Origin of the sequence: Brevundimonas sp. TWP2-3-4b2 (genome assembly GCF_049897345.1) — a bacterium.
Taxonomy (GTDB): Bacteria; Pseudomonadota; Alphaproteobacteria; order Caulobacterales; family Caulobacteraceae; genus Brevundimonas.
Map to the genome: position 1 here is coordinate 242,402 of NZ_JAFCWB010000003.1, position 23,348 is coordinate 265,749.

28 protein-coding genes and 1 tRNA gene are annotated in these 23,348 nt (G+C 67.4%); 20 read left to right on the top strand and 9 right to left on the bottom strand.

Annotation, left to right across the window (positions count from 1 at the left end):
- Nucleotides 1-11 precede the first annotated feature (11 nt).
- The 8 genes from ACP7AS_RS08160 (at nt 12) to ACP7AS_RS08195 (ending at nt 7,136) form a co-directional block, all read left to right on the top strand.
- Nucleotides 12-635 carry a RibD family protein gene (locus ACP7AS_RS08160; RefSeq protein WP_426028367.1) on the top strand — a complete coding sequence of 208 codons (624 nt, stop codon included), beginning with the start codon at nt 12-14 and terminating at the stop codon, nt 633-635.
- A complete protein-coding gene (locus tag ACP7AS_RS08165; protein ID WP_426028368.1) occupies nt 635-1,225 on the top strand; it encodes a riboflavin synthase in 591 nt (196 codons plus the stop codon). The genes ACP7AS_RS08160 and ACP7AS_RS08165 overlap by 1 nt, the downstream gene beginning before the upstream one ends.
- Nucleotides 1,225-2,358, top strand: coding sequence for a 3,4-dihydroxy-2-butanone-4-phosphate synthase (gene ribB / locus ACP7AS_RS08170; protein ID WP_426028369.1), 1,134 nt, complete (start codon nt 1,225-1,227; stop codon nt 2,356-2,358). The genes ACP7AS_RS08165 and ribB overlap by 1 nt, the downstream gene beginning before the upstream one ends.
- Nucleotides 2,352-2,816, top strand: coding sequence for a 6,7-dimethyl-8-ribityllumazine synthase (locus ACP7AS_RS08175; protein WP_426028786.1), 465 nt, complete (start codon nt 2,352-2,354; stop codon nt 2,814-2,816). The genes ribB and ACP7AS_RS08175 overlap by 7 nt, the downstream gene beginning before the upstream one ends.
- Complete coding sequence (gene nusB, locus ACP7AS_RS08180) at nt 2,813-3,343, top strand: transcription antitermination factor NusB (protein WP_426028370.1); 531 nt, start codon at nt 2,813-2,815, stop codon at nt 3,341-3,343. The genes ACP7AS_RS08175 and nusB overlap by 4 nt, the downstream gene beginning before the upstream one ends.
- An 8-nt stretch (nt 3,344-3,351) precedes the next feature.
- The gene (thiL, locus tag ACP7AS_RS08185; RefSeq protein WP_426028371.1) at nt 3,352-4,341 is read left to right on the top strand and encodes a thiamine-phosphate kinase; all 990 of its coding nucleotides are present in this window, start codon (nt 3,352-3,354) and stop codon (nt 4,339-4,341) included.
- A 37-nt stretch (nt 4,342-4,378) separates the two neighbouring features.
- Nucleotides 4,379-4,804 (top strand): hypothetical protein, encoded by a 426-nt coding sequence (locus ACP7AS_RS08190; RefSeq protein WP_426028372.1) that lies wholly within the window; start codon nt 4,379-4,381, stop codon nt 4,802-4,804.
- 178 nt (nt 4,805-4,982) lie between these two features.
- Nucleotides 4,983-7,136 (top strand): sodium-translocating pyrophosphatase, encoded by a 2,154-nt coding sequence (locus ACP7AS_RS08195; RefSeq protein ID WP_426028373.1) that lies wholly within the window; start codon nt 4,983-4,985, stop codon nt 7,134-7,136.
- A gap of 107 nt (nt 7,137-7,243) precedes the next feature.
- Here ACP7AS_RS08195 and ACP7AS_RS08200 read toward each other — a convergent pair whose 3' ends face one another.
- Nucleotides 7,244-7,720 (bottom strand): outer membrane protein assembly factor BamE, encoded by a 477-nt coding sequence (locus tag ACP7AS_RS08200; protein ID WP_426028374.1) that lies wholly within the window; start codon nt 7,718-7,720, stop codon nt 7,244-7,246.
- Nucleotides 7,721-7,803: 83 nt separating this feature from the next.
- Here ACP7AS_RS08200 and ACP7AS_RS08205 point away from each other — a divergent pair, with 83 nt between their 5' ends.
- From ACP7AS_RS08205 to ACP7AS_RS08235, 7 genes are all read left to right on the top strand, one after another.
- Nucleotides 7,804-8,337 (top strand): ubiquinol-cytochrome C chaperone family protein, encoded by a 534-nt coding sequence (locus ACP7AS_RS08205; protein ID WP_426028375.1) that lies wholly within the window; start codon nt 7,804-7,806, stop codon nt 8,335-8,337.
- Nucleotides 8,334-8,846 carry a YceD family protein gene (locus tag ACP7AS_RS08210; protein ID WP_426028376.1) on the top strand — a complete coding sequence of 171 codons (513 nt, stop codon included), beginning with the start codon at nt 8,334-8,336 and terminating at the stop codon, nt 8,844-8,846. Before ACP7AS_RS08205 ends, ACP7AS_RS08210 begins: the two co-directional genes overlap by 4 nt.
- Nucleotides 8,847-8,939: 93 nt before the next feature.
- Nucleotides 8,940-10,019, top strand: a complete 1,080-nt coding sequence (gene plsX / locus ACP7AS_RS08215) for a phosphate acyltransferase PlsX (RefSeq protein WP_426028377.1) — start codon at nt 8,940-8,942, stop codon at nt 10,017-10,019.
- Nucleotides 10,016-10,993 carry a beta-ketoacyl-ACP synthase III gene (locus ACP7AS_RS08220; RefSeq protein ID WP_426028378.1) on the top strand — a complete coding sequence of 326 codons (978 nt, stop codon included), beginning with the start codon at nt 10,016-10,018 and terminating at the stop codon, nt 10,991-10,993. Before plsX ends, ACP7AS_RS08220 begins: the two co-directional genes overlap by 4 nt.
- 75 nt (nt 10,994-11,068) lie before the next feature.
- Nucleotides 11,069-11,377, top strand: coding sequence for an integration host factor subunit alpha (locus tag ACP7AS_RS08225; RefSeq protein ID WP_426028379.1), 309 nt, complete (start codon nt 11,069-11,071; stop codon nt 11,375-11,377).
- Nucleotides 11,378-11,381: 4 nt separating this feature from the next.
- Entirely contained in the window at nt 11,382-11,807 is a 426-nt protein-coding gene (locus tag ACP7AS_RS08230; protein WP_426028380.1) for a MerR family transcriptional regulator, read from the top strand.
- A 54-nt stretch (nt 11,808-11,861) separates the two neighbouring features.
- A tRNA-Pro gene (locus ACP7AS_RS08235) sits at nt 11,862-11,938 on the top strand.
- A gap of 66 nt (nt 11,939-12,004) precedes the next feature.
- Here ACP7AS_RS08235 and ACP7AS_RS08240 read toward each other — a convergent pair.
- Nucleotides 12,005-12,211 (bottom strand): DUF2842 domain-containing protein, encoded by a 207-nt coding sequence (locus ACP7AS_RS08240; RefSeq protein WP_426028381.1) that lies wholly within the window; start codon nt 12,209-12,211, stop codon nt 12,005-12,007.
- Nucleotides 12,212-12,213: 2 nt separating this feature from the next.
- Nucleotides 12,214-12,465 carry a transglycosylase gene (locus ACP7AS_RS08245; RefSeq protein WP_426028382.1) on the bottom strand — a complete coding sequence of 84 codons (252 nt, stop codon included), beginning with the start codon at nt 12,463-12,465 and terminating at the stop codon, nt 12,214-12,216.
- A gap of 135 nt (nt 12,466-12,600) precedes the next feature.
- Between ACP7AS_RS08245 and ACP7AS_RS08250 the strand changes: the two genes are divergently transcribed.
- Entirely contained in the window at nt 12,601-13,668 is a 1,068-nt protein-coding gene (locus ACP7AS_RS08250) for a COX15/CtaA family protein (RefSeq protein WP_426028383.1), read from the top strand.
- Here the strand turns inward: ACP7AS_RS08250 and ACP7AS_RS08255 are convergent.
- On the bottom strand, nt 13,637-15,052 hold the full coding sequence (locus ACP7AS_RS08255) for an alkaline phosphatase PhoX (protein ID WP_426028384.1): 1,416 nt from the start codon (nt 15,050-15,052) through the stop codon (nt 13,637-13,639). The two genes, ACP7AS_RS08250 and ACP7AS_RS08255, sit on opposite strands and share 32 nt — an antisense overlap.
- 178 nt (nt 15,053-15,230) lie before the next feature.
- A complete protein-coding gene (locus tag ACP7AS_RS08260) occupies nt 15,231-16,481 on the bottom strand; it encodes a DNA polymerase IV (RefSeq protein WP_426028385.1) in 1,251 nt (416 codons plus the stop codon).
- 115 nt (nt 16,482-16,596) lie between these two features.
- Between ACP7AS_RS08260 and ACP7AS_RS08265 the strand changes: the two genes are divergently transcribed.
- Both ACP7AS_RS08265 and ACP7AS_RS08270 read left to right on the top strand, forming a co-directional pair.
- Nucleotides 16,597-16,962 carry a response regulator gene (locus ACP7AS_RS08265; protein WP_426028386.1) on the top strand — a complete coding sequence of 122 codons (366 nt, stop codon included), beginning with the start codon at nt 16,597-16,599 and terminating at the stop codon, nt 16,960-16,962.
- A gap of 6 nt (nt 16,963-16,968) precedes the next feature.
- Complete coding sequence (locus ACP7AS_RS08270) at nt 16,969-18,333, top strand: PleD family two-component system response regulator (RefSeq protein WP_426028387.1); 1,365 nt, start codon at nt 16,969-16,971, stop codon at nt 18,331-18,333.
- A 6-nt stretch (nt 18,334-18,339) separates the two neighbouring features.
- On the opposite strand, the gene ACP7AS_RS08275 is transcribed toward ACP7AS_RS08270, so the two are convergent.
- The 3 genes from ACP7AS_RS08275 to ACP7AS_RS08285 all read right to left on the bottom strand — a co-directional run bounded on the left by ACP7AS_RS08275 (nt 18,340) and on the right by ACP7AS_RS08285 (nt 19,241).
- A complete protein-coding gene (locus tag ACP7AS_RS08275; protein WP_426028388.1) occupies nt 18,340-18,528 on the bottom strand; it encodes a hypothetical protein in 189 nt (62 codons plus the stop codon).
- Between the two features lie 76 nt (nt 18,529-18,604).
- Nucleotides 18,605-18,772, bottom strand: a complete 168-nt coding sequence (rpmG, locus tag ACP7AS_RS08280; RefSeq protein ID WP_055830646.1) for a 50S ribosomal protein L33 — start codon at nt 18,770-18,772, stop codon at nt 18,605-18,607.
- Between the two features lie 73 nt (nt 18,773-18,845).
- Nucleotides 18,846-19,241, bottom strand: coding sequence for a DUF5990 family protein (locus ACP7AS_RS08285; protein WP_426028389.1), 396 nt, complete (start codon nt 19,239-19,241; stop codon nt 18,846-18,848).
- A gap of 58 nt (nt 19,242-19,299) precedes the next feature.
- Between ACP7AS_RS08285 and ACP7AS_RS08290 the strand changes: the two genes are divergently transcribed.
- Nucleotides 19,300-19,860, top strand: a complete 561-nt coding sequence (locus ACP7AS_RS08290) for a hypothetical protein (RefSeq protein WP_426028390.1) — start codon at nt 19,300-19,302, stop codon at nt 19,858-19,860.
- A 3-nt stretch (nt 19,861-19,863) separates the two neighbouring features.
- Here ACP7AS_RS08290 and ACP7AS_RS08295 read toward each other — a convergent pair whose 3' ends face one another.
- Nucleotides 19,864-20,439 (bottom strand): superoxide dismutase family protein, encoded by a 576-nt coding sequence (locus tag ACP7AS_RS08295; protein WP_426028391.1) that lies wholly within the window; start codon nt 20,437-20,439, stop codon nt 19,864-19,866.
- 124 nt (nt 20,440-20,563) lie between these two features.
- Between ACP7AS_RS08295 and gyrA the strand changes: the two genes are divergently transcribed.
- Nucleotides 20,564-23,338 (top strand): DNA gyrase subunit A, encoded by a 2,775-nt coding sequence (gene gyrA / locus ACP7AS_RS08300; protein ID WP_426028392.1) that lies wholly within the window; start codon nt 20,564-20,566, stop codon nt 23,336-23,338.
- Nucleotides 23,339-23,348 lie beyond the last annotated feature (10 nt).

Genomic DNA, 23,348 nt, shown 5'->3' on the forward strand with positions numbered 1-23,348 from the left:
GAATTCAAGGGATGGGCGTAACATTGAAGGTGGCCACGTCGCTCGACGGGCGGATCGCCACGGCCACGGGTGAGAGCCGCTGGATCACCGGTGAGGCCGCGCGGCTGGAGGGGCACCGCCTGCGCGCCGCCCATGACGCCATTCTGGTGGGGGTCGAGACCGTGCTGGCCGACGATCCGGAACTGACCGCGCGTCTGCCGGGCCGGCCCGTCGACCAGCCGCTACGCGTGGTGCTGGACAGCCGCCTGCGGACGCCGCCGACCGCCAAAATCGCGAGTGGTGGCGACAGCCTGATCCTGACCGTGGCTGAGCCGGCCCCCGTCGGGACCGCGATCGTCGAGCGGATCGAGGCGGACGGCGACCGGCCGTCGGCGGCGGCCTGTCTGTCGGCGCTCAGGCGTCGGGGCGTATCGTCGGTGCTGATCGAGGGGGGCGGACAGGTTGCGGCCAGCTTCCTGCGGGCCGGGCTGGTGGATCGGCTGGAGTGGTTTCGCGCCCCGATCCTGCTGGGGGGCGAAGGCCGTCCCTGCGTGGCCGCGCTGGCCCTTGCGCGACTTTCCGACGCCCCGCGTTTCCGGCGCCTTGCGGTCGAGCCTTGCGGTGACGACCTGTGGGAACGCTACGAGAGGATCTGATGTTTACCGGCATCGTCACAGACATCGGCCGCGTCCGTTCGGTCCGGCAGACCGAGCGCGATCGCCGCTACGAGATCGAAACCGCGTGGGACACGTCGGGCATCGACCTGGGCGCTTCGATCAGCCATGCGGGCTGCTGTCTGACGGTCACCGGGAAAGGCCCCGGCTGGTTCGCGGTCGAGGTGTCGGGCGAGACCCTGTCGAAGACCAGTCTCGGCGACTGGAGCGAGGGCCACCGGGTCAATCTGGAGCGCGCGGCGAAGCTGGGCGACGAGATGGGCGGACACATTGTCTCGGGCCATGTCGACGGCCTCGGCCGGGTCGTGTCGGTGACGCCCGAGGGCGGTTCGCACCGGATCGATATCGAGGCACCGGTGCCGCTGCACTGCTATATCGCCGCCAAGGGCTCGATCACGGTCGACGGGGTGTCGCTGACGGTCAACGCGGTCGAGGACCGGATCTTCGGCCTGAACATCATTCCCCATACCTGGGAGGCCACGACGCTGGGCGGGCTGAAGGCCGGCGACGCGGTCAATCTGGAGATCGACATGCTGGCGCGATACCTCGTCCGGTGGCAGGAGACGGCGTGATGCAATTGGCCGCGAACATGAACGACAGTCCGATCAGTCCCATTGAGGACATTCTCGAGGATGCCCGCAACGGCAAGCCCTATATCCTCGTCGATGCCGAGGACCGGGAGAACGAGGGCGACATCATCATTCCGGCGCAGTTCGCCACGCCGGACCAGATCAATTTCATGGCCCGGCACGCGCGCGGCCTGATCTGTCTGGCCATTACCACGGAGCGCGCGCGCCAGCTGCGCCTGCCGCCGATGGCCGCCGACAACCGCACCAGCATGGGGACGGCCTTCACCGTCTCCATCGAGGCGCGTGAGGGGGTCACCACAGGCATTTCGGCCGCCGACCGCGCCCGGACAGTGCAGGTCGCGTCGGATCCGACCAAGGGCGCCGACGACATCGTGTCGCCGGGCCACGTCTTCCCGCTGGTGGCCCGCGAAGGCGGGGTGCTGGTTCGCACCGGTCACACCGAGGCGGCCGTCGACATCAGCCGCATGGCGGGCCTGACGCCGGCCGGCGTGATCTGCGAGATCATGAACGACGACGGCTCAATGGCGCGGATGCCCGACCTTGTCGCCTTCGCCCAGCTGCACGGGCTGAAGATCGGCACCATCGCCGACCTGATCGCCTATCGCCGCCGTACCGAACGCTATGTCGAGCGGGTTATGGATACGCCGTTCGAGAGCGTGCATGGCGGCCCGTTCCGGCTGATGCTGTACCGGAATACCATCGAGGGGGCCGAACACGTGGCCCTGGTGCACGGCAAGATCGAAGCGGGCAAGCCGACCCTGGTGCGCATGCACCAGGTCGATTTCGCCGCCGACCTGCTGGGTCATGTCGAGGCGCGGCAGAACTATGTGCCCCGGGCGCTGAAGGCGATCAGTGATCATCCGGGCGCGGGCGTGACGGTGTTCCTGCGTGATCCGAATCTGCAGGGACTGGCCGAGCGGCTGGCGGGCACCGAAAAGCCGGCGGCCGTCGACCGCTCGATCCGCAACTATGGCGTCGGCGCGCAGATACTGCTGGATCTCGGCGTGCGCGACATGATCGTGATGAGCTCGACCCGCCCCAATCCCACGGCGCTGGAAGGCTATGGCCTGCGCATCGTCGGCTGGCGCGACATGGACGGAGAAGACCAATCCTGAGCGAACCTGTACGCGTCCTCATCGTCGAGGCGCGCTTCTATGACGATCTGGCCGACGCCCTGCTGGACGGGGCGAAGGACGCCCTTCAGGCACAGGGCGCGCAGGTCGATGTGGTCTCGGTGCCCGGTGCGCTCGAGGTGCCGACGGCGATCGCCCTGGCGGTGGAGGCCGGGCGTTATCCCACCGCTCCGCGCTACGACGGCTTTGTCGCGCTCGGCTGTGTCATCCGCGGCGAGACCTATCATTTCGAGATCGTCTCGGATCAGTCGGCGGCCGGCCTGCGCAATCTCGGCCTCAACGGCGTGGTCATCGGCAACGGCATCCTGACGACCGAGGATGAGGACCAGGCCTGGGCCCGGGCCCGGCGCAGCGAGGGCGACAAGGGCGGCGGTGCGGCGCGCGCCTGTCTGGACCTTATTGCCTTGCGCAAGCGGCTGCGCGTAGGACTGGGCGGGTGACCGAACCCGCCAGCCTCAAATCCGTTCTCGAGCAACTCGCCGAGGCGCAAAAACAGCGCGCCGAGCCGCAGCTGACCAGCCGCCAGCGGCGCGCGCGTACCGTGGCGCGTCTGGCCGCCGTGCAGGCGCTCTATCAGATGGAACTGGCCGGCGAGGGCGTCGAGACCGTGATCGCCGAGTTCTCGAACCACCGGTTTGACGCCGATATCGAGGGCGAACCTCTGGCCGAGGCCGATGAGGACTGGTTCGCGGCCATCGTGCGTGGCGTGGTCGCGGGACAGCGCGAGATCGACGAGGCCGTGAAGGCGCGGCTGGCCTCGAACTGGCGGCTGGAACGGCTGGATTCGACGCTGCGGGCGCTGCTGCGGGCCGGGGCGTGGGAACTGCGCGAGCGTCAGGACGTGCCGCGCGAGATCGTCATCGACGAATATGTCGAACTGGCCAAGGCCTTCTTCGACGACGCCGAGGCCAAATTCGTCAACGCCGCGCTGGACGGGGTCGCCCGGGACGCGCGGCCCAAACCCTAGAGGAGCGCATGCCCTCGGTCGACGTCGCCGGCGAGTTCGAGACCATCCGGAGGCTGTTTGCGCCCCTGGCCCATCCAGAATGGGGCCGCGGCCTGCAGGATGACGTCGCGGTCGTGCCCTCGCGACCGGGTCATGACCTGGTTCTGACCAAGGACGCCATCGTCGAGGGCGTTCACTTCCTGCCGACCGATCCGCTGGACATGGTGGCCCGCAAGCTGATGCGGGTGAACCTTTCGGACCTTGCGGCCAAGGGGGCCGAGCCGTTCGGCTATCTGCTGGCCTGTCACTGGTCGGAGCGCTGCGGCTGGCCCGAGCGGATGATGTTCTGCGACGGGCTGCGCGTCGACCAGAAGACCTTTGGCGTGGCCTTGCTGGGTGGCGACACGGTCGCGACGCCGGGTCCTGCGAGCTTTTCCATGACGCTGCTGGGGTGGATTCCCAAGGGACTCACGGTCGCTCGCGCCGGCGCGAGGGCGGGCGATCTGGTGTTCGTGACCGGCGCGATCGGCGACGGCTGGCTGGGGCTGGAGGCGGTCCAGGGCAGGCTGTCGCTGGATGCGGAGCGGGTTGCGGCGTTGGCCGACCACTACCGCCTGCCCCTGCCTCGCACGGAGTTCGCCATTCCGATCCGTGACATGGCGTCCGCGGCGATCGACGTGTCGGACGGCCTGATTGCGGATCTTGCGCACATAGCCGAGGCGGGGCGGGTGGCTCTCGAGATCGATCTGGAGAGCGTGCCCCGGTCCGCGGCCGGTCAGGCCTGGCTGGACGGGCGGGTCGACGAACAGGCGGCGCTGGAGAAGCTGGTCACGGGCGGCGATGACTATGAAATCGCCTTCACCGCCGCACCCCGTGACGAGGCCACTCTGCGGCGCGAGGCCGAGCGCCGTCATCTGCGGCTGACGAAGATCGGACGCGTCACGGCGGGGCAGGGGGTCGTCGCACGGTTCGCCGGGCAGACGGTCTCGTTCGACAGGACCGGCTTTACGCACGGCTGACAACGAATTCTCAAGGCGTGGCCCTCATCCTGACGCCATGCGCCGTCGTGACCTCATTGCCGCCACCGCCGCCCTGCCGGTTCTCGCCGTCGGGGCCGAAGCCATGGCTGAAGATGCGCCGGCTTCCGGCGGAGGCGGCATCAGTATTGCGGGTGTGGGCCTGCCGGTGATCGCCGGCGGACGGCTGCGCAACTATGTGTTTGTCACGCTGCGACTGCACCTCGGTGGGTCCGCGACCCCCGAATCGATGCGGCCGAAGGAGGCCTTCCTGCGCGACGCCCTGGTCCGCGCGGGCCATCGGACACCGTTCACGGTGGCGGATGACTGGACCGTGATCGACGCCAGGGCGATGTCCGCCAGCCTGATGCGATCGGCGACGGCGATAGCGGGACGCGGCTCCGTTGTTCGGGTCGAGGTCGTCAGCCAGACGCCGCGTCGTCGCACGGGCGTACAGGCCGGCTGAACTTCGTTCACCAACGCTGTTGCGTCGGCCCCCGGCATTTGGCACGTTTCCGCCGCAATTCCCCAAGGACGCAACATGCGTCCGGTGCGCACGGGGGGACCGGAAGGCGGACAGAGGCGAATAACGCCCACCGCGCCAAGGGACCGGGCGTTTGAAGTTCACAGGATTTGGAAACGTCATGAGCAACTATCTGTGGCTGGTCATCGCCGCAGGCGCGCTGGGGGTCCTCTATGGACTGGTCCAGACCGCCTCGCTGATGAAGGCCAGTACCGGCAACGACAAGATGCGCGAGATCGCCGCCGCGATCCAGGAAGGGGCCTCGGCCTATCTGCGCCGGCAATATACCACCATCGCCATGGTCGGGGTCGTCATCCTGATCGCGGCCTATCTGCTGATCGGCCCCTGGGCCGCGATCGGCTTCGTCATCGGCGCGGTGCTTTCGGGCCTCGCCGGGTTCGCCGGCATGCTGATCTCGGTGCGGGCCAACGTCCGCACCGCGCAGGCGGCATCGGAGAGCCTCGGCAAGGGTCTGGACCTGGCCTTCCGGTCGGGTGCCATCACCGGCATGTTCGTGGCGGGCGGCGCGCTTCTGGGCGTGGCCGGCTACTATGCCTTCCTGACCATGGGCGCGGGCTTCGAGAGCACCAGCCGCGAGGTCATCGACGGCCTGGTGGCGCTGGGCTTCGGTGCCTCGCTGATCTCCATCTTCGCGCGCCTCGGCGGCGGCATCTTCACCAAGGGTGCCGACGTGGGCGGCGACATGGTGGGCAAGGTCGAGGCGGGCATCCCCGAGGATGACCCCCGCAACGCCGCGACCATCGCCGACAACGTGGGCGACAATGTCGGCGACTGTGCCGGCATGGCCGCCGACCTGTTCGAGACCTATGCGGTGACCACGGTCGCCACCATGGTGCTGGCGGCGATCTTCTTCCGCGACCAGCCCTATGTCGAAACCATGATGCTGCTGCCGCTGGCCATCTGCGGCATCTGCGTGGTGACCTCGATCATCGGCAGCTTCTTCGTTCGTCTGGGCAAGAGCCAGAACATCATGGGTGCCCTGTATCAGGGCCTGATCGTCACCGGCGTGCTGTCGGCCGGTGCGGTCTACTGGGTCATTACCAACCTCGTTACCGGACCGGTGACGACGACCAGCGGCCTGGTCATCGAACCGATGAGCCTGTTCTGGGCGGGTCTGGTCGGTCTGGCCGTGACCGCCGCCATCGTGGTGATCACCGAATACTACACCGGCTCCAATTTCCGTCCGGTGCGGTCGGTCGCCAATGCCTCGGTCTCCGGCCACGGCACCAACGTCATTCAGGGTCTGGCCGTCTCGCTGGAGTCGACCGCCCTGCCGGCGCTGACGATCATCGTCGGCATCGTCGCCTCCTATCAACTGGCAGGCCTGTTCGGCATCGCCATCGCCACCACGACCATGTTGGGCGTGGCGGGGATGATTGTGGCGCTGGACGCCTTCGGTCCCGTCACCGACAACGCCGGCGGCATCGCCGAGATGGCGGGCCTGCCTTCGGACGTGCGTCACGTGACGGACGCTCTGGACGCGGTCGGCAACACCACCAAAGCGGTGACCAAGGGCTATGCGATCGGTTCGGCGGGCCTCGGCGCGCTGGTGCTGTTCGCGGCCTATACGTCCGATCTGGCCTACTTCTCCGACCCGGTGAACGCCGCCGTCTATCCGTTCTTCGCCGGAATGGGCGAGATCGATTTCGGCCTGACCAATCCGTATGTCGTCGTCGGCCTGCTGTTCGGAGGGCTGCTGCCCTTCCTGTTCGGCGGCATGTCGATGATGGCGGTGGGTCGCGCTGCCGAGGCCGTCGTGGCCGAGGTGCGTCGCCAGTTCCGCGAGAACCCGGGCATCATGACCTATGAGGTCAAGCCCGAGTACGGTCGGGCCGTCGACATCCTGACCAAGGCGGCGATCAAGGAAATGATCGTGCCGTCGCTGTTGCCGGTGCTGTCTCCGATCGTCCTGTTCGTGGCGGTGCTGTCGATCTCGGACAAGGCCACGGCCTTTGCAGCCCTCGGCGCCATGCTGATGGGTGTGATCGTCACCGGTCTGTTCGTGGCCATCTCGATGACCTCGGGCGGCGGCGCGTGGGACAATGCCAAGAAGGTGATCGAGGAGGGCTTCACCGACACCAACGGCGTCGTTCACGGCAAGGGCTCCGAGGCTCACAAGGCCGCGGTGACCGGCGATACGGTCGGCGACCCCTACAAGGACACCTCCGGTCCGGCGGTGAATCCGATGATCAAGATCACCAACATCGTGGCCCTGCTGCTTCTGGCGGTGCTGGCCAGCGGCAAGGTGTTCTGATCCTGACCGGCCTCTCCGGGCATCCGGAGAGGCCGGTCATTCGGGAAAAGAAAGAGGCCCCGGAGATCGCTCTCCGGGGCCTTCTTCGTTCCGGCTGGATCGCGCGCCTATTCGCGGCGCTGCTGGCCCGGCGTGTCTTCGTCGGTGCGCGGCAACTGGCCGCGGCCCACGTTGCCCAGCAGTTGCTCGAGGATGGTCAGCTGGCGTCCGCGGGTCGGCGTCTCGCGGCCGTTCATGGCGACGACGCGACCGTCCTCGAGACCGAGCGAATTCACGCCCGACACCTGGCCGGCGTCGTTGAAGGTGATTTCAGTCACCGACCGCTGGGTCACATGGGCGCGGTTGTAGGTGTATTTCTCGGTCACTTGGCTGATGTAGTACCAGACATTGTCGCGCTCGAAGGCCGAGGTCGTCGACGGCGTGCCGAGCTTGGTCAGAACCGTTTGTTTGGTGTCCGTGCCCGCGACGATGTCGGCGGGCTTGGCGTCGATGACCTGGAACCCGTTCTGGCCCACCACCGGGGCGCAGGCGGCGGTCAGGGCCGTGGCCGACAGGACGGCGATAAGGAGCTTGGAACGGAGCATTTGCGGCGCCTGCGACTTCAACAAGGTCTTTGACCTAACCGGACCGGAGCCTTAGTTCAACGGCGCGGCAGAAAAGGGGCCGCATGATCATGCTTCAGAATCTCTTCCGTACCGGGTCCCGGGCGCGTCCGGGCCAGACACTGTATGAACTGGCGGTGCGCCAGGCCCGCGATCCCGGCTTTTATACGCGGCTGGGCGTGGCCGACCGAATCGATGCGCGGTTCGAGCTCTACACCCTGCATGTGCTGCTGCTGGTCATGCGCCTGCGGGACGAGGGCGAGCGCGGTGCCGAGATCGGGCAGGACCTGTTCGACACCTATGTCTCGGCGCTGGACAATGCCCTGCGCGAACTCGGCGTCGGCGACATCTCGGTCGGCAAGAAGATGCGCAAGCTCGGCGAGGCCATGTACGGTCGCATGAAGGCCTGGGAGACCCCGCTGCGCGACAACGATCCCGTCGCCCTGTCCGAGGGTCTGGCGCGCAACGTCTATGAGAGCGAGGAGTCCGCGGCCGGCGCCGCCCTGGCCAGCTATGCGCTGGGCAGCCGGGCGCGTCTGGCCGCGCAAACGTTCGACGCCGTGGTGGCGGGTCCCGACTGGGCGGAGGTCGGGGCATGACGGTTCCGAACCTTCCCTACAGCGAGCCGGTTCGCCTGCATCAAGTGCCGGGCGGCGTGAAACGGACGCTGGAGCCCGATGCCGCGGCCCGCGCCCGGATCGCCCGGGCCCTGGACCTTGCCTCGCTTGAGGCCTTCACCGCCGAAATGAACCTCGCTCCCACCGCGGCCGGGTGGCGATTGTCCGGCCGGGTCCGGGCGAGTCTGGCCCAGACCTGCGGGATTACCCTCGAACCGCTGCCCGTCGAGGTGGACGCGCCGTTTGCCCTGACCCTGGCCGAGGCCGTGGACGAGGACTCCGACGAGATCGTCATCACGCTCGACGACGAATCACCCGACCTGATCGAGGACGGCCAGATCGACCTCGGCCAGTATGCGGTCGAACAACTGGCGCTCCGGCTGGATCCGTTCCCGCGCAAACCCGGGGCCGAGTTCGTTCAGCCGCCGGAACCCGCCGAAATATCGCCGTTCGCAATCCTGAAGCAACCAAGGCCTTCTGACGAAGGTTGACGCAGGGGCCGAGCGGTTGCATCCCCCCGGTGTGGCGCTATCGTCGCCTTACTGACAAGCGCCGGACGACCGGCGCGACGGAGTCGAAACGGCTTGTCATCCCCCATCCTGATTTCGCTCGACGCCATGGGCGGGGACCACGGTCCCTCGGTCGTGGTTCCCGGCGTCCGTGATTACCGCAAGCGCCACGGCGGTGCCGGCGTGCGCTTCCTGCTGCACGGCGACGAGACCACGATCCGGGCCGAGATGGCGCGATGCGGACTGACCGACGATGTCTGCCTGGTCCGACATACCGACAAGGTCGTGGCCATGGATGAGAAGCCGGCGCAGGCGATGCGCCGCGGCAAGGGGTCGAGCCTGTGGAACGCCATCGAGGCGGTCAAGACGGGTGAGGCCGGGGCGATCGTGTCGGCCGGCAATACCGGGGCCCTGATGGCGATCTCCAAGCTGCTGTTGCGGATGTCCGCGCCCGGCCTGGAGCGGCCTGCGATCGTGGCCGGCTGGCCGACGCCCAAAGGGATCACGGCCGTGCTCGACGTCGGGGCCAATGTCGAAAGCGACGCGGCCCAGCTCGTGGAGTTCGCCATCATGGGCGAGGCCTTCATGACCGCCGTCCACGGGGTGGCGAAACCGACCATCGGCATTTTGAACGTCGGCTCGGAAGACATGAAGGGCCATGAGGAGGTGCGCGAGGCGGCGCGCCTGTTGCGCGAAGGCGGCTTCGGGCTCGACTATTTCGGTTTCGTCGAGGGCACTGACATCGCCAAGGGCACGGTGGACGTGATCGTGACCGACGGCTTCACCGGCAATATCGCCCTGAAGACGGCCGAAGGCGTGGCCAAATTCATCGCCTCGCTGATGAAGGACGCGCTGACGTCCAGCCCGCTGGCAAAGCTGGGTGCGCTGTTGGCCATGCCGGCGCTGAGACGCATGAGTCAGAAGATCGACCCCAACGCCATCAACGGCGGGCCACTGCTGGGTCTGAACGGCATTGTCGTGAAAAGCCATGGCGGGGCGACGCCCGGTGGCTACGGTGCCGCCATTCGGGTGGCTGTCGAACTGGCCCGCAGTGACTATCTGGTCAAGGTCAGCGAGAGTTTCAGTCGCCTGACCGCCGTGCTCGAACAGCCGCCCGCTGCTCCGGCGGAACCGGCCATGGAGACTGTCCGGTGAGCGTCGTCCGCAGTGCTGTGACCGGTGTCGGCTCGTTCCTGCCGGAACAGGTCGTTACCAACGCCGACCTGGCGAAGATCGTCGACACCTCTGACGAATGGATCGTCGAGCGCACCGGCATCCGGCAGCGCCACAGGGCGCGCGATGACCAGCCGACCAGCGACCTGGCGACAGAGGCGGCCAGACGGGCGCTGACCGATGCCGGCCGGACGGCGGCCGAGGTCGACATGATCATCGTCGCCACGACCACGCCCGACATGACCTTTCCCTCGGTCGCCTCGATCGTGCAGCGCAAGCTCGGGGCCCCCGTCTGCATCGCCTTCGATGTCCAGGCCGTCTGCTCGGGCTTTGTCTATGCGCTGAGCGTGGCCGACGGGTTCGTCGCCCGGGGGCTGGCCAGATGCGCCTTGGTCATCGGCGCCGAGGAGATGACCCGGCTGATGGACTGGACCGACCGTTCGACCTGCGTCCTGTTCGGGGACGGGGCCGGGGCTGTCGTCGTCGAGCCGCGGGAGGGGCAGGGGACCAAGGAAGATCAAGGCCTGCTGGGCTTTGCCCTGCGCTGCGACGGGACCAAGACCGACCTGCTCTATGTCGACGGTGGACCGGCGACGACGGGCACGGTGGGTCATCTCCGCATGGCGGGAAACCAGGTCTTCCGGCACGCCGTGGTGAACATCGCCGAGGCGATCACCGCCGCCTGCGCGGCGTCGAACATCACCGTCGCGGATGTCGACTGGTTCGTGCCGCACCAGGCCAACCAGCGCATCATCAAGGGCGTCGGCGACCGTCTGGGGCTGGACGAACACAAGGTCATCTCGACCGTGGCCACCCACGCCAACACCTCGGCCGCGTCGATTCCCCTGGCCCTGGACGCCGCCATCCAGGACGGCCGGATCAAACGGGGCGATCTGGTGCTGCTGGAGGCCATGGGCGGCGGTCTGACCTGGGGTGCGTGCGCCTTTCGTCTCTAGGGCGTATTTCCGGCTTTCCATTTGACCACGCTTGCCCTTTTATGTCGGTGACCGACCTTTGGAGGGGAGCGGACCTTGCCCGAACACCAGACCCTGACACGCGCGGACCTTTGTGAAGCCGTTCACGAAGAAGTCGGCCTGTCCCGGCAGGAATGCTCGTCGCTGGTCGAGCGCACGCTGGAACTGATCATCGAATCGCTCGAGCGCGGTGAAACGGTGAAGCTGTCGGGCTTCGGCGTTTTCCAGGTGCGCGAGAAGAGCGCCCGCATGGGTCGCAATCCGAAGACCGGCCAGCCGGCGGCGATCCACCCCCGTCGGGTCATCAGCTTCCGGGCGTCCCAGATCATGAAGGGCCGGGTTCACGACGCCGTCGTGAGCACCTGATCCCTTGGCCAAAAGCCCCAACGCCTTCCGGACGATTTCAGAAGCCTCTGACGAGGTTGGCGCGCCACGGCATGTGCTGCGCTTCTGGGAGACGAAATTCCTGTTCCTCGCGCCGCTGAAGCGGGCCGGGGGGCGGCGCTTCTATCGCCCGCAGGACATCGTGGTGCTGAAGGCCGTCAAGCGGCTGCTGCACGAGGAAGGCCTGACCATCAAGGGCGTCCAGCGGCTGCACAAGGAACAGGGGCTGAAACGCCTCGCCCACTATGGCGATCCGGATGGAACGGTGACGTTCGAGCCCGAGGGCGCGGCCCCCGCCGAGGTTTCCGTATCGACAGGAGGCGGGGCGTCGACCATCCGCCTGCGTCAGGTGCTGGCCGAACTGGAGGGCGCGCGGGCCCGATTGGAAGCCGTCCTGTCAAGAAGCGACTGACAGCCGCTTTTTCGGTTTGCGGTGCCGCGAACCCCGTCTATAGGGAGCGCCTCTCGGAGCGTGGCGCAGCCTGGTAGCGCACTTGACTGGGGGTCAAGGGGTCGCAGGTTCGAATCCTGTCGCTCCGACCATTTTTCTTCTGAAAAATCGGTTGGTTGAAGGGGTCGTCTCAGGACGGCCCCTTTGCAATTCCGGCGTCAGTCCCTGTCGGCTCCGCCCTCGGCCCAGCGGAACAGCGGATAGAGCGGCACGCCCCAGCCGATGCCGGCGACGGCGAAGACCAGCAGGTCGATCACCTGGGACGGCGGCAGCAAACCGCGAATCGCGATCGCCCCCCAGATCCAGCCGCTGAGGAAGACCAGGACGCCTACCATGGCCACGAAACGACGAGTCCGCGCCCCCATGATCAGCGCTTGCTCCGGAACAGGAAGAAGCCGCCGAGCGCGAGGGCCGAGGCGGCGAGCGACCAGATGACCCAGCCCCATTCGTCCATCGTGCCGATGCCGAAGACGCGAATGGCCAGGAACCAGCCGGCCACGGCCGCGACGGCGGACACCAGCGAGGTGGCGAACAGGCCGCGGCGACCGGTGAACAGGTCAGCCAGCCACGCCAGGGCAAAGGCCCCCAGAACGGCAATGGCGATGTCGGCGTACTGCAACGGCCTCTCCCTGGTTGCGTCGATGCGACGCCGACAAGCGACTCGATCTCGCCGTCATGGGCGGGCATACCGCTCATCTCCGGCGTCGGCCACCTGACGCGCCGGTACTGTAACGGTCGGGACGGCGGGCGTCGAATGAAGCGTTTCATCAGTGGCGATCAGAGCCGGGCGGTCGCCATCTGGCTCTTTGCCTGCGCGGTCCTGGTCTTTTGCATGGTCGTGGTCGGCGGCGTGACCCGGCTGACCGGGTCCGGCCTGTCGATTACCGAGTGGAAGCCGATCATGGGCGCGCTGCCGCCGATGAACGCGGCCGACTGGCAGGTGGCCTTCGAGAAATATCGCGCCATTCCGCAGTACGCCCAGGTCAACGCCGGCATGAGCATGGGCGATTTCCAGGGAATCTTCTGGTGGGAATGGGCCCACCGGCTGTTCGGGCGACTGATCGGGGTGGCCTTCTTCCTGCCCTTCGTGGTGTTCCTGATCCTGCGGCGCGTGCCGCGGCGGCTAATTGTGCGCTGCGCGGTGCTGCTGGGGCTGGGCGGGCTGCAGGGGTTCATCGGCTGGTGGATGGTGTCCAGCGGACTGTCGGAACGGGTCGATGTCGCGCCTGAACGGCTGGCGACCCATCTCGGACTGGCGCTGCTGATTTTCATGGGTCTGATCTGGACCGGGCTCGAGGCCTGGAACGGCGAATCGCATGCGCGGTCGCCGCAGGGCTGGAGCCGGGCCGCGGGCGTGCTTCTGGGCGCGGTCTTCATCCAGTGCCTGCTGGGCGGGCTGGTGGCAGGGGCCAAGGCCGGATTTATCTACACCGACTGGCCGATGATGAACGGCGCGATCCTGGGCCCGGTGGACTGGGGCAAGGGGGCGCTCGCCTTCCTGCATGATCAGGCCCTGGTGCAGTTCAACCACCGGATCTGGGCCTATGGCCTGTTGATCGGCGGGACCGTCTATGCGGTGCAGGCCTGGCGCTGGCGGCTGGCCGAGGGACTGGGCGTTTCGGCCTTTGTCGTCGCCGCCGCCCTGTGGCTGCAGGCCCTGATGGGGATCGTGACCCTGGTTCACGCCGTGCCCCTGTGGCTCGGTGCCCTGCATCAGGCGGGGGCGGCGCTGGTGTTGACGGCGGCGACGCTGAACCTGTGGCTGGTCCGGCGCTCCCAGGCGCGGCTGTTTACGTCCGGACCGCGCTCCAGGGGCCTGTGATCGCCAGGGTGATGCCGGGGTACTGGATGTTCACGAACATGGTCTGGTTGTCAGGCGCGAAACAGACGCCCGCCAGCTCGGAATTGCCCTGAAACACGTTGCGGCCGATCGTGTAGAGGCGGCCATCCGGCGTCACGCCCTTGAGATGATTGCGCAGGGTGTCCGAATAGTTGTCCTCACAGACGATCAGATGGCCCCAGGGCGCGACGGTCAGGTTGTCGCCCATGTTCAGGGATTTTTCGTCGGTCGTCTCGACGAACAGCTGAAGCCGCCCGGGTCGACGGCGCTCGCCGCGCTTGCCCTCGTCGGGCGAGGGCACATAGCGCAGGATCTGGCCGCGCTCGATCGGGCCGCCCGAGGTGGCGGTCAGATACAGTTCGCCGTCGCCCCAGAAGATGCCTTCACCACGTGACACCAGCGTCGCCCCGGCGGCGTGGCCGCGGGCACGCAGATCGTCGTTCGGGCTGTCGACGTCTTCCAGATCGATCCAGTCGACCTGCTTCCAGTCGCCGACGTTCCAGACCCGGTCTCTGTGATTGGAGCTGTCCGAGCCGTGCGCGTCGCGGAAGGCCAGCGCCTGCAGTTTGCCGCCCTCGGCGAGCTTGCCGGGCGTCGTCGGAATGAAGCGGTAGAACAGGCCGTCGCCCTTGTCCTCGGTCAGATAGACGATTCCCGTGCGGGGATCGATCGCCACGGCCTCGTGATCGAACCGGCCCATGGCCTTTAGCGGGACGGGATCGACGAGCCCGGTCGCTGCCGCCGGTACCTCGAAGACATAGCCGTGCGGCTTGCTCACATCGGCGGTTTCCGGCTTTTCCTCGGTCTCTTCGCAGGTCAGCCAGCTGCCCCACGGGGTGATGCCACCACCGCAGTTGGTCGAGGTCCCGGCCAGGCTCAGGTGCTGGCTGACGGTCTCGCCGGTGGCCAGATCATAGACGAGAGTCGTCGTCCCGCCGGGCAGGACGCGGCCGTCCTTATAGGTGTCATAGGCGCGGGCCTTGTCGAGACGATCGAGCCGCTCCTGATGGTAGCCGCCGGGTCCCCAGTTACGGTGGCTGGGTGACCTGCCCTTGAGCTCGTGGTTCCGGACCAGGGCGACGCGGCTGCCGCCGAGCGGGAAACATCCCATGCCGTCGAACTGGCCGGGGACCAGCAGGCCGTCCGACATGGTCTCGCCGCCCTGGGAGATGACGCGGTAGCTGAAGCCCTGCGGCAGGTCGAACAGGCCGTTGGGGTCGCGCACGAGCGGACCATAGCCGGTGACCTGGTTGACATAGGTCTCCCCGGTCGCGGCCTGGGCCTGGGCCTCGACGCTGCGGGCGAGGCCCGAAAAGGCCAGGGCGGCGGCGGAACCGGCCATCAATTCGCGGCGATGCAGGCGCATGGAGGTCTCCGGATTTACGGCTGCGCTTATGACGGGCGCGGTGCGCGCGGTCATCATGGTTCTGTGACGGCGGGCGCGACTCTTTGCCGTCTCCGTGGACGGCGGTGCCGGGTCCTCGCTGCCCCGGGGCGGACAACGGAGGGGGCGCTGGGGCGGAACGAACAAACCCGTCCGTGTCTCAATCCTTCAGGGCGCGACCCGCCACGACCGCGTTCGCGCCGAATTTCGCCCGCAGCGCATCGATGGCGGTCTCGGTCTTCAGAGCCCGGGCTTCGGGCGTCTCGAACAGCGCCGGCGCATCGACCGCGTCAATGACCTCGCCCATGCCGATGCCGATCAGGCGGTAGGGCCGTCCCAGTTCGGGGGCCATCAGGCCCCGGGCGGCGGCAAACAGGGCCCGGGCCGTCTGGACGGGCTCGGGCAGGGAGATGCGGCGGGTGACGATCCTGAAGTCGGTGCGGCGCAACTTCAGCACCAGCACCCGGCTGGCCACGCCGTCGCGGCGGGCCTTGGTCGCCAGTTTCTCGCACAGCGGCCAGAGTTCAGCCTCGAGGTCCTGGGCGGATGTCAGGTCCTCGTTGAAGGTGGTCTCGGCGCTCATGCCCTTGCGGTCATGGACGGGATTGACCGTCCGCGCGTCGCGGCCATGGGCCAGGTCGTGCAGCCGCAGGCCGGTCTCGCCATAGCGTTTGACCAGGTCGCGTACCTCGGCGGCGGCCAGGTCGCCGACGGTGGCGAAGCCGTCGCTGTTGAGAGTTTTCGCGAACACCGGACCGACCCCGGGCAGGATGCGGATCGGCTTCGGTGCCAGGACCGCCTTCGCTTCGGAGCCGAGGACCGAGAAGCCGCGCGGCTTATCCAGTTCTGACGCGACCTTGGCGAGGAACCTGTTAATAGCAAGGCCGATCGAGACGGTCAGGCCCGTGTCGTCCTCGATCTGCTTCTGGAGCCGAATCAGCTGCAGGGCGGGCGGGCCGCCGTTGAGGCGTTCGGTCCCGGCCAGACCGATCCAGGCTTCGTCCAGAGACAGGGTCTGGACCAGCGGGGTCAACCTGGCGACAGCGCCGAAGATGGCCTCGCTGGCCGCGATGTATTTGCGGAAGTCGGGCTTGATGACGACGGCCTCGGGGCAGGCCTTGAGCGCCTTGAACATCGGCATGGCGGAATGGACGCCGTACTGGCGCGCCACATAGCAGCAGGTCGAGACCACACCGCGCCGGCCGCCGCCGACGATAACCGGCCGGTCGCGTAGCTCGGGGCGGTCGCGTTTCTCGACCGAGGCGTAGAAGGCGTCGCAGTCGAGATGGGCGATGGTCAGCTGATCCAGCTCGTCATGGCAGACCACGCGGCGCGAATCGCAGGCCTGGCAGCGGGCGACCCTGTGGTCGCCGGTCCAGAGGCAGTCGCGGCAGATGGCGAGGATCGGCAAGGTCGAGCCCTGTGTGACGCTTCACCCCAACTTAAGACCCGTTGGGTCACAGTGCACGAAGAAGGCGACAAGCCTCCGTGCAGCCGCACTCCGCGAGGCGACAGGCCAGGTGATGATGTCCAAGAAAGTCCTCATCGTCGAGGATAACGAGCTGAACATGAAGCTCTTTCATGATCTGCTTGATTCCCAGGGCTACGAGACCCTGCAGACCCGCGAGGGGTTGCAGGCTCTGGCTCTGGCGCGCCTGCACCATCCCGATCTGATCCTGATGGACATCCAGCTGCCCGAGATCTCGGGGCTGGAGGTCACGAAGTGGCTGAAGGACGATGAGGAACTGAGCCACATCCCCGTCATCGCCGTCACCGCCTTCGCCATGAAGGGCGACGAGGAACGGATCCGCCAGGGCGGGTGCGAGGCCTATATCTCCAAACCCATTTCGGTGATGCATTTCCTCGACGTGGTCCGGAAACATCTGGGATAGGGATCGATGACGGCGCGCATTCTTGTCGTTGACGACGTCGAGCCGAACGTCCGCCTGCTCGAGGCCAAGCTGACGCTCGAGTACTATGAGGTGCTGACCGCCTGCGACGGCGCGACGGCGCTGCAGATCGCGTCGGACGAACGGCCCGACATCATCCTGCTGGACGTGATGATGCCCGGCATGGACGGGTTCGAGACCTGCCGGCGGCTGAAGGCCGACCCGGTGACCCGTCACATCCCCGTCGTGCTGGTGACCGCGCTCGACGGCCGCGAGGACAAGATCAAGGGTCTGGACGCCGGGGCGGACGACTTCGTCACCAAGCCGATCGATGACGTCATCCTGTTCGCCCGGGTAAAGTCCCTTGTGCGCCTGAAGTCCGTGATGGACGAACTGCGCGAGCGCGAGGAGAGCGGCCGCAAGATGGGCGTCGACACCGACGGCGCGGGGCGTCTGCGCGGCTCGGGCGGGCGGGTGCTGATCGTCGACGACAATGCGCGTCAGGCCGAGAAGATGGTCGAACATCTGGCCGGCGAGCATCGGCCGACGGTGGAAGCCGACCCGGCGGCGGCGCTGATCGCGGCGCGTGGGCCGGTCGATCTGATGATCGTCAATGTGTCGAGCTCGGAGTTCGATGGCCTGCGATTCGTGGCCCAGATCCGGTCAACGGAGGCATCCCGCCGTCTGCCGATCCTGGCGGTGGTCGATCAGTCCGACCGGCCGCGCCTGCTGAAGGCGCTGGAGCTGGGGGTCAACGACATCCTGCCCCGGCCCGTTGACCCCGAGGAGCTGGAGGCGCGGACCCGGACCCAGATCAAGCGCAAACGCTATGCCGATTTCCTCAAGCAGAAGCTGGATTACAGCCTCGAGATGGCCGTCACCGACGCTCTGACGGGCCTGCACAACCGTCGCTATATGGCGGGCCAGTTGCAGGGGCTGATGAGCCGGGCCGGGCAGGGGGGCGATCCCGTGGCCGTGCTGGTGATGGACATCGACCACTTCAAGGTGGTCAACGACAGTTTCGGCCATGACGCCGGTGACGAGGTGCTGCGCGAGTTCGGCGTGCGTCTGGCGACCAATGTCCGCGCCATCGACCTGCCGTGCCGCCTCGGCGGCGAGGAGTTCGTGGTCGTCATGCCCGGGGCCAGCCTGGAAGACGCCACCCGCGTCGCCGACCGGATCCGGCGTGACGTGGCGGCCCAGCCCTTCCCGATCATGGGGGGCACCGAGGGGCTGACGATCACGATTTCGGTCGGCGTGGCCGCAAGCACGGGCCTGGACGACACACCTGAGGCCCTGCTCAAGCGGGCGGACGAAGGCGTCTATGAGGCCAAGGCCCACGGACGCAACCAGGTCATCGCCCGGGCGGCCTAGGGGCCTTCAGCGGCTCATCCAGGGCTTGGACTTTCCGGTGGCTATGCGCGCGGCCTGTTCGCGCTGGAAGCGGCCGCCGCGCGGCGGCTTCTCACGCGCCTCGATCGCCGCTTTCTTGAGGCGGAGCGCCCGCTGGACGGGGCTCTCGGTCGTTTCGGGCGTAGGGACCTGCGGCTCGTCGGTGGGATCAGTCATTTTGTCAGTCTAGCACGGCAAAGAAAAACGCCCGGCGTTGCCGCCGGGCGTTTTCGTATCCAGCAAGGCGTTGGCCTTACTTGATCTTGCCTTCCTTGAACTCGACGTGCTTGCGCACGACGGGGTCGTACTTCTTGACGACCATTTTCTCGGTCATGGTCCGGGCATTCTTCTTGGTGACGTAGAAGAAGCCGGTGTCGGCCGAGGAGTTCAGGCGGATCTTGATAGAGGCGGGCTTGGCCATCGGGAATTACCTTTGCGACGGCAAAAGCCGCTGGAAATAAGAGGCGCGGAACATACTCAGGCGCGGCCGGAAGTCAACGGCGACTTGCGGCCTGCCATTCGCCCCGGCGTCGGACGGTGGCGCAGGCGGGCGAACCGTCCTTGCCGCGGCCGGGCAGATGGACCTCCAGAACGGCGCCGGGGACGAGGAGGGCCGGGGGGATGTCGTGGATGTCGATCTTGGCCCGTCGGCTCCAGACACTGGCGTGGTCGCCCGCCGATGTGCCGATACGGATGTAGACGAAGCGGCGCTTTGGCCCCTCGCGTCGCACGAACGGACCCGTGATGCGGCCGTCCGGGTGGAGGGTGATCGGGACCTCGAACGAGACCGGGTCCTCGCCGGCGGTCAGCGGTTCGAACGGCAGGTCGTCCTTCTGCAGGCTGTAGCGCACCCCGGGGACCGGATCATCGATGATCAGTCGAAGTGTCACGGTGTCTGCCATGGCCATCAGGTTAGGCTAGGCCGGCTCTTCGGGCTAGGCTGTCTGGATGAAACAGATCGCCGCCCTCGCCGCCGCTCTCATCCTGTCCGCCTGCGCCACGGTTCCCGCGCCTGTGCCTCAACAGGACGCCTTTATGGCCAGTCTCAACGCCCTGTGCGGGCAGCGGTTCGAGGGCCGGGTGGTGACCACCGACGTCGCAGACGCCGATTTCGCCCGCTCGCGCCTGCTGATGCATGTGCGCGACTGTTCGGCCGACGAGGTCCGCATCCCGTTCTGGGTCGGCGCGGACAAATCCCGTACCTGGGTGATCAGCCGAAATCCGGAGGGCGGCCTGACGCTGAAGCACGATCACCGCGACCCGCAGGGCAATCCCGATGGCCTGCACTGGTACGGCGGCGACACGACTTCGGCGGGGACGGCGAATCGTCAGCAGTTTCCGGTCGACGCGTTCTCGATCGAACTGTTCAACGCCGGCAACGCCGCGGTCTCGACCACCAATGTCTGGGCGGTCGAGGTGCATCCGGGACGGATCTACGCCTATGAACTGCGCCGCGAGAACCGGTATCTGCGGGTCGAGTTCGACCTGACGCGGCCCGTCGCCGAATAGACCCTAGCCCGCCGCCATCACGCCGCAGATGACGCGGTCTCCGGCCCCGCCGATGGGCTGGCTGGTCTGGTCGTCCATGTTCGCATGGATGACGAGGGCCGAACCGTCGGCGTCCCACAGCCACTGGCCGGGGCCATCGGGCGCGATACGGGCGCGGGTGGTGAAGACCTCGGCCCGGACGCGCCCCTGGGCATCGGCGAAGACGTTGGGCAGGTCGCCGTCGTCGGGGCCACCGGCGTTGAGCAGGCCATGCGGTGCCTTGGGGTCGCCGTGGTTGATGTGGGCTCCGGCCGAGGTGAAGGGCGCAGCGCACTGGCCGGTGGCGTGGATGTGGGCCCCGTGCCAGCCGGGGGTCAGGCCGTCAGCCTCGATGCGGATCAGCAGGCCCGTCGCCCCCTGGGTCAGGATGGCCCGACCGACGGTCGCGCCGGCGGTATTCATCAACGTGGCCTCGCCGAAGTCACCGACCGCGGCCCGATCCGGCGTGCCGGAAGACCCCATGGACGTCACCGAAACACAGCCTCCAGGGAGCGCCATCAGGGGCAGGAGGGCGAGGGCGGAGAGGCGGGTCGGGCGCATGGTCTGGAATCCCTGTCTGGACGAGAGGCCTCGGGCGGCTTGTCTTTGCCACGCGGGCCCCCGGATGCTAGAAAACCTGTTCGCGGATCACGTTCCGATTCCGGCCATTTAAAGCCTGATTTCCTTGACTGACGACAGCTATAACGACGCGCTTCCCCCGGTCTCGGGCGGCGGCGGCGGCGACATCTCCATCATCACCATCGAAGACGAGCTGAGGCGCTCGTATCTCGACTACGCCATGAGCGTGATCGTGTCCCGCGCCCTGCCGGACGCGCGCGACGGGCTGAAGCCCGTGCACCGCCGCATCCTGTACTCGATGCACGACCTGAAGATGACGCCCGACCGGCCCTATTCGAAATGCGCGCGGGTCGTCGGTGACGTGCTGGGCCGGTTCCACCCGCACGGCGACGCCTCGGTCTATATGGCGCTGGTGCGCATGGCCCAGCCGTTCTCGATGGGGCTGATGCTGGTCGACGGCCAGGGCAATTTCGGTTCGGTCGACGGCGATATGCCGGCCTCGATGCGATACACCGAGGCCCGGATGGCTCCGGCGGCCTCGGCCCTGCTGACCGACATCGACAAGGACACCGTCGATTTCCAGCCGAACTACGACGAGAAAGAGCTCGAGCCCGTCGTTCTGCCGGCGCGGATCCCGAACCTGCTGGTCAACGGTGCCGGCGGCATCGCCGTCGGCATGGCCACCAACATCCCGCCGCATAATCTGGGCGAGATCATCGACGCCTGCGTGGCCTTGCTGGATGACGCCAATATTTCGGACGACGCCCTGCTGGACATCGTGCCCGGACCCGACTTCCCGACCGGTGGCGAGATCATGGGCCGCACCGCGCCCCGCAACGCCCTGCGCGACGGCCGCGGCTCGGTCATGGTGCGCGGCGTCGCGACGATCGAGACGATCCGCAAGGATCGCGAAGCCATCGTCGTCACCCAGCTGCCCTACCAGGTCAACAAACAGACCCTGATCGAGCGGATCGTCGAAATGGTCCGCGAGAAGCGGATCGAGGGCATTTCCGACGTCCGCGACGAATCCGATCGCGACGGCATGCGGATGGTCATCGAGCTGAAGCGCGATGCGTCTGGCGATGTGGTGCTGAACCAGCTGTGGCGCTTTACCGCCATGCAGAGCTCGTTCGGCGTCAACATGCTGGCGCTCAACCATGGCCGCCCGATCCAGATGGGGCTGCGCCAGTTGCTGGAAGCCTTCCTGGAGTTCCGGGAAGAGGTGGTGGTCCGCCGCATCAAGTTTGAACTGGCCAAGGCCCGCGACCGCGGCCATGTGCTGGTCGGTCTGGCCGTGGCCGTGGCCAATATCGACGAGGTCATTCACATCATCCGCAGCTCGGCCGATCCGGCCGAGGCGCGCGAGCGTCTGCAGGCCAAGAGCTGGCCGGTGGGCGACATGATTGCCCTGATCGAGCTGATTGCCGACCCGCGCTCGATGCTGGTCGACGGCGACAAGCTGAACCTGACCGACGAACAGGCCCGCGCCATCCTGGGCCTGACACTCAGCCGCCTGACCGGCCTGGGCCGTGACGACATCTTCGCCGAGGCCCGCGGTCTTGCTGACACTATCCAGGGTCATCTGACGCTGCTGAGCGATCGGGCCAACATCGTGGCCGTGATCCGCGAGGACCTGCTTCTGGTGCGGTCCGAGTTCGCCGTGCCACGCCGCACCGTCATCGGCGAGGGCGATTTCGAGCTGGAAGACGAGGACCTGATCCCGCGCGAGGACATGGTCGTGACGGTCACCCACGGCGGCTACGTCAAGCGCGTGGCGCTGAACGCCTATCGGACCCAGCATCGCGGCGGCAAGGGCAAGTCGGGTGTGGCGATGAAGGAGGACGACGCCGTCGTCGGCCTGTTCTCGGCCTCGACCCATACGCCGGTGCTGTTCTTCGCCACCAACGGCAAGGCCTACAAGCTGAAGACCTGGCGTCTGCCGCTGGGCAGTCCGCAGTCGCGCGGCAAGGCCTTCGTCAACCTGCTGCCGATCGAGCCGGGCGATTCGATCATGAACGTCCTGCCGCTGCCCGAGGACGAGGCCGAGTGGGCCAACCTCGACATCATGTTCGCCACCCGGTCGGGCGATGTCAGGCGCAACAAGCTGAGCGACTTCGCGACGGTCAACCGGGCCGGCAAGATCGCGATGAAGCTGGAAGACGGCGACCACATGGTCGGCGTGGCCCTGTGCACCGCCGAGGACGACGTCATGCTGACGACCGCGCTCGGCCGCGCCATCCGCTTCAAGGCCGACGACGTGCGTGTGTTCAAGGGCCGGGATTCCACCGGCGTGCGAGGCGTGCGTCTGCAGAAGGACGACGAGGTCATCTCCATGGCCGTGCTGGGCCGGGTCGATGCGACGCCGGACGAACGCGCGGCCTATGTCAAACACGCCTCGGCCATGCGCCGGGCGACGGGCGAGGGTGAGGACGAGACGCCGGCGATCGATGCCGACGACGACGTCACGGGCGACGCCGCGCTGAGCATCGAACGGATCGCCGAACTCGGGGCGGCCGAGCAGTTCATCCTGACGGTCACCGACACGGGCTTCGGCAAGCGGTCCTCGGCCTATGAGTACCGGCGCACGGGCCGGGGCGGGCAGGGGCTGACGGCCCATGGCCTCGGCGGCCGCGCGGGCACGCGTCTGGCGGCCTCCTTCCCGGTCGAGGACGGCGACGACCTGCTGCTGGTTACCTCAGGCGGACAGATGATCCGCACACCGGTGGGCCAGGTCCGCATCGTCGGCCGCTCCAGCCAGGGCGTCACCATCTTCCGCACCGCCGACGGCGAGCGGGTGGTCTCGGTCGAACGCCTGCCGGACAGTGGCGGGGGTGAGGACACCGTCGAGGACGAGGCGAACGGCGCAGAAACCGAAGGCTGAGGCTTAAAGC

Coding starts and splice junctions, on each gene's coding strand:
- ACP7AS_RS08295 (WP_426028391.1), bottom strand. CDS start 20,439: ATGCGCCCGACCCGCCTCTCCGCCCTCGCCCTCCTGCCCCTGATGGCG.
- ACP7AS_RS08205 (WP_426028375.1), top strand. CDS start 7,804: ATGATCATGCTTCAGAATCTCTTCCGTACCGGGTCCCGGGCGCGTCCG.
- rpmG (WP_055830646.1), bottom strand. CDS start 18,772: ATGGCCAAGCCCGCCTCTATCAAGATCCGCCTGAACTCCTCGGCCGAC.
- ACP7AS_RS08255 (WP_426028384.1), bottom strand. CDS start 15,052: ATGCGCCTGCATCGCCGCGAATTGATGGCCGGTTCCGCCGCCGCCCTG.
- ACP7AS_RS08195 (WP_426028373.1), top strand. CDS start 4,983: ATGAGCAACTATCTGTGGCTGGTCATCGCCGCAGGCGCGCTGGGGGTC.
- ACP7AS_RS08210 (WP_426028376.1), top strand. CDS start 8,334: ATGACGGTTCCGAACCTTCCCTACAGCGAGCCGGTTCGCCTGCATCAA.
- thiL (WP_426028371.1), top strand. CDS start 3,352: ATGCCCTCGGTCGACGTCGCCGGCGAGTTCGAGACCATCCGGAGGCTG.
- ACP7AS_RS08275 (WP_426028388.1), bottom strand. CDS start 18,528: ATGACTGATCCCACCGACGAGCCGCAGGTCCCTACGCCCGAAACGACC.
- ribB (WP_426028369.1), top strand. CDS start 1,225: ATGCAATTGGCCGCGAACATGAACGACAGTCCGATCAGTCCCATTGAG.
- ACP7AS_RS08270 (WP_426028387.1), top strand. CDS start 16,969: ATGACGGCGCGCATTCTTGTCGTTGACGACGTCGAGCCGAACGTCCGC.
- ACP7AS_RS08160 (WP_426028367.1), top strand. CDS start 12: ATGGGCGTAACATTGAAGGTGGCCACGTCGCTCGACGGGCGGATCGCC.
- ACP7AS_RS08265 (WP_426028386.1), top strand. CDS start 16,597: ATGTCCAAGAAAGTCCTCATCGTCGAGGATAACGAGCTGAACATGAAG.
- ACP7AS_RS08200 (WP_426028374.1), bottom strand. CDS start 7,720: ATGCTCCGTTCCAAGCTCCTTATCGCCGTCCTGTCGGCCACGGCCCTG.
- ACP7AS_RS08290 (WP_426028390.1), top strand. CDS start 19,300: ATGAAACAGATCGCCGCCCTCGCCGCCGCTCTCATCCTGTCCGCCTGC.
- ACP7AS_RS08190 (WP_426028372.1), top strand. CDS start 4,379: ATGCGCCGTCGTGACCTCATTGCCGCCACCGCCGCCCTGCCGGTTCTC.
- ACP7AS_RS08250 (WP_426028383.1), top strand. CDS start 12,601: ATGAAGCGTTTCATCAGTGGCGATCAGAGCCGGGCGGTCGCCATCTGG.
- ACP7AS_RS08240 (WP_426028381.1), bottom strand. CDS start 12,211: ATGGGGGCGCGGACTCGTCGTTTCGTGGCCATGGTAGGCGTCCTGGTC.
- ACP7AS_RS08165 (WP_426028368.1), top strand. CDS start 635: ATGTTTACCGGCATCGTCACAGACATCGGCCGCGTCCGTTCGGTCCGG.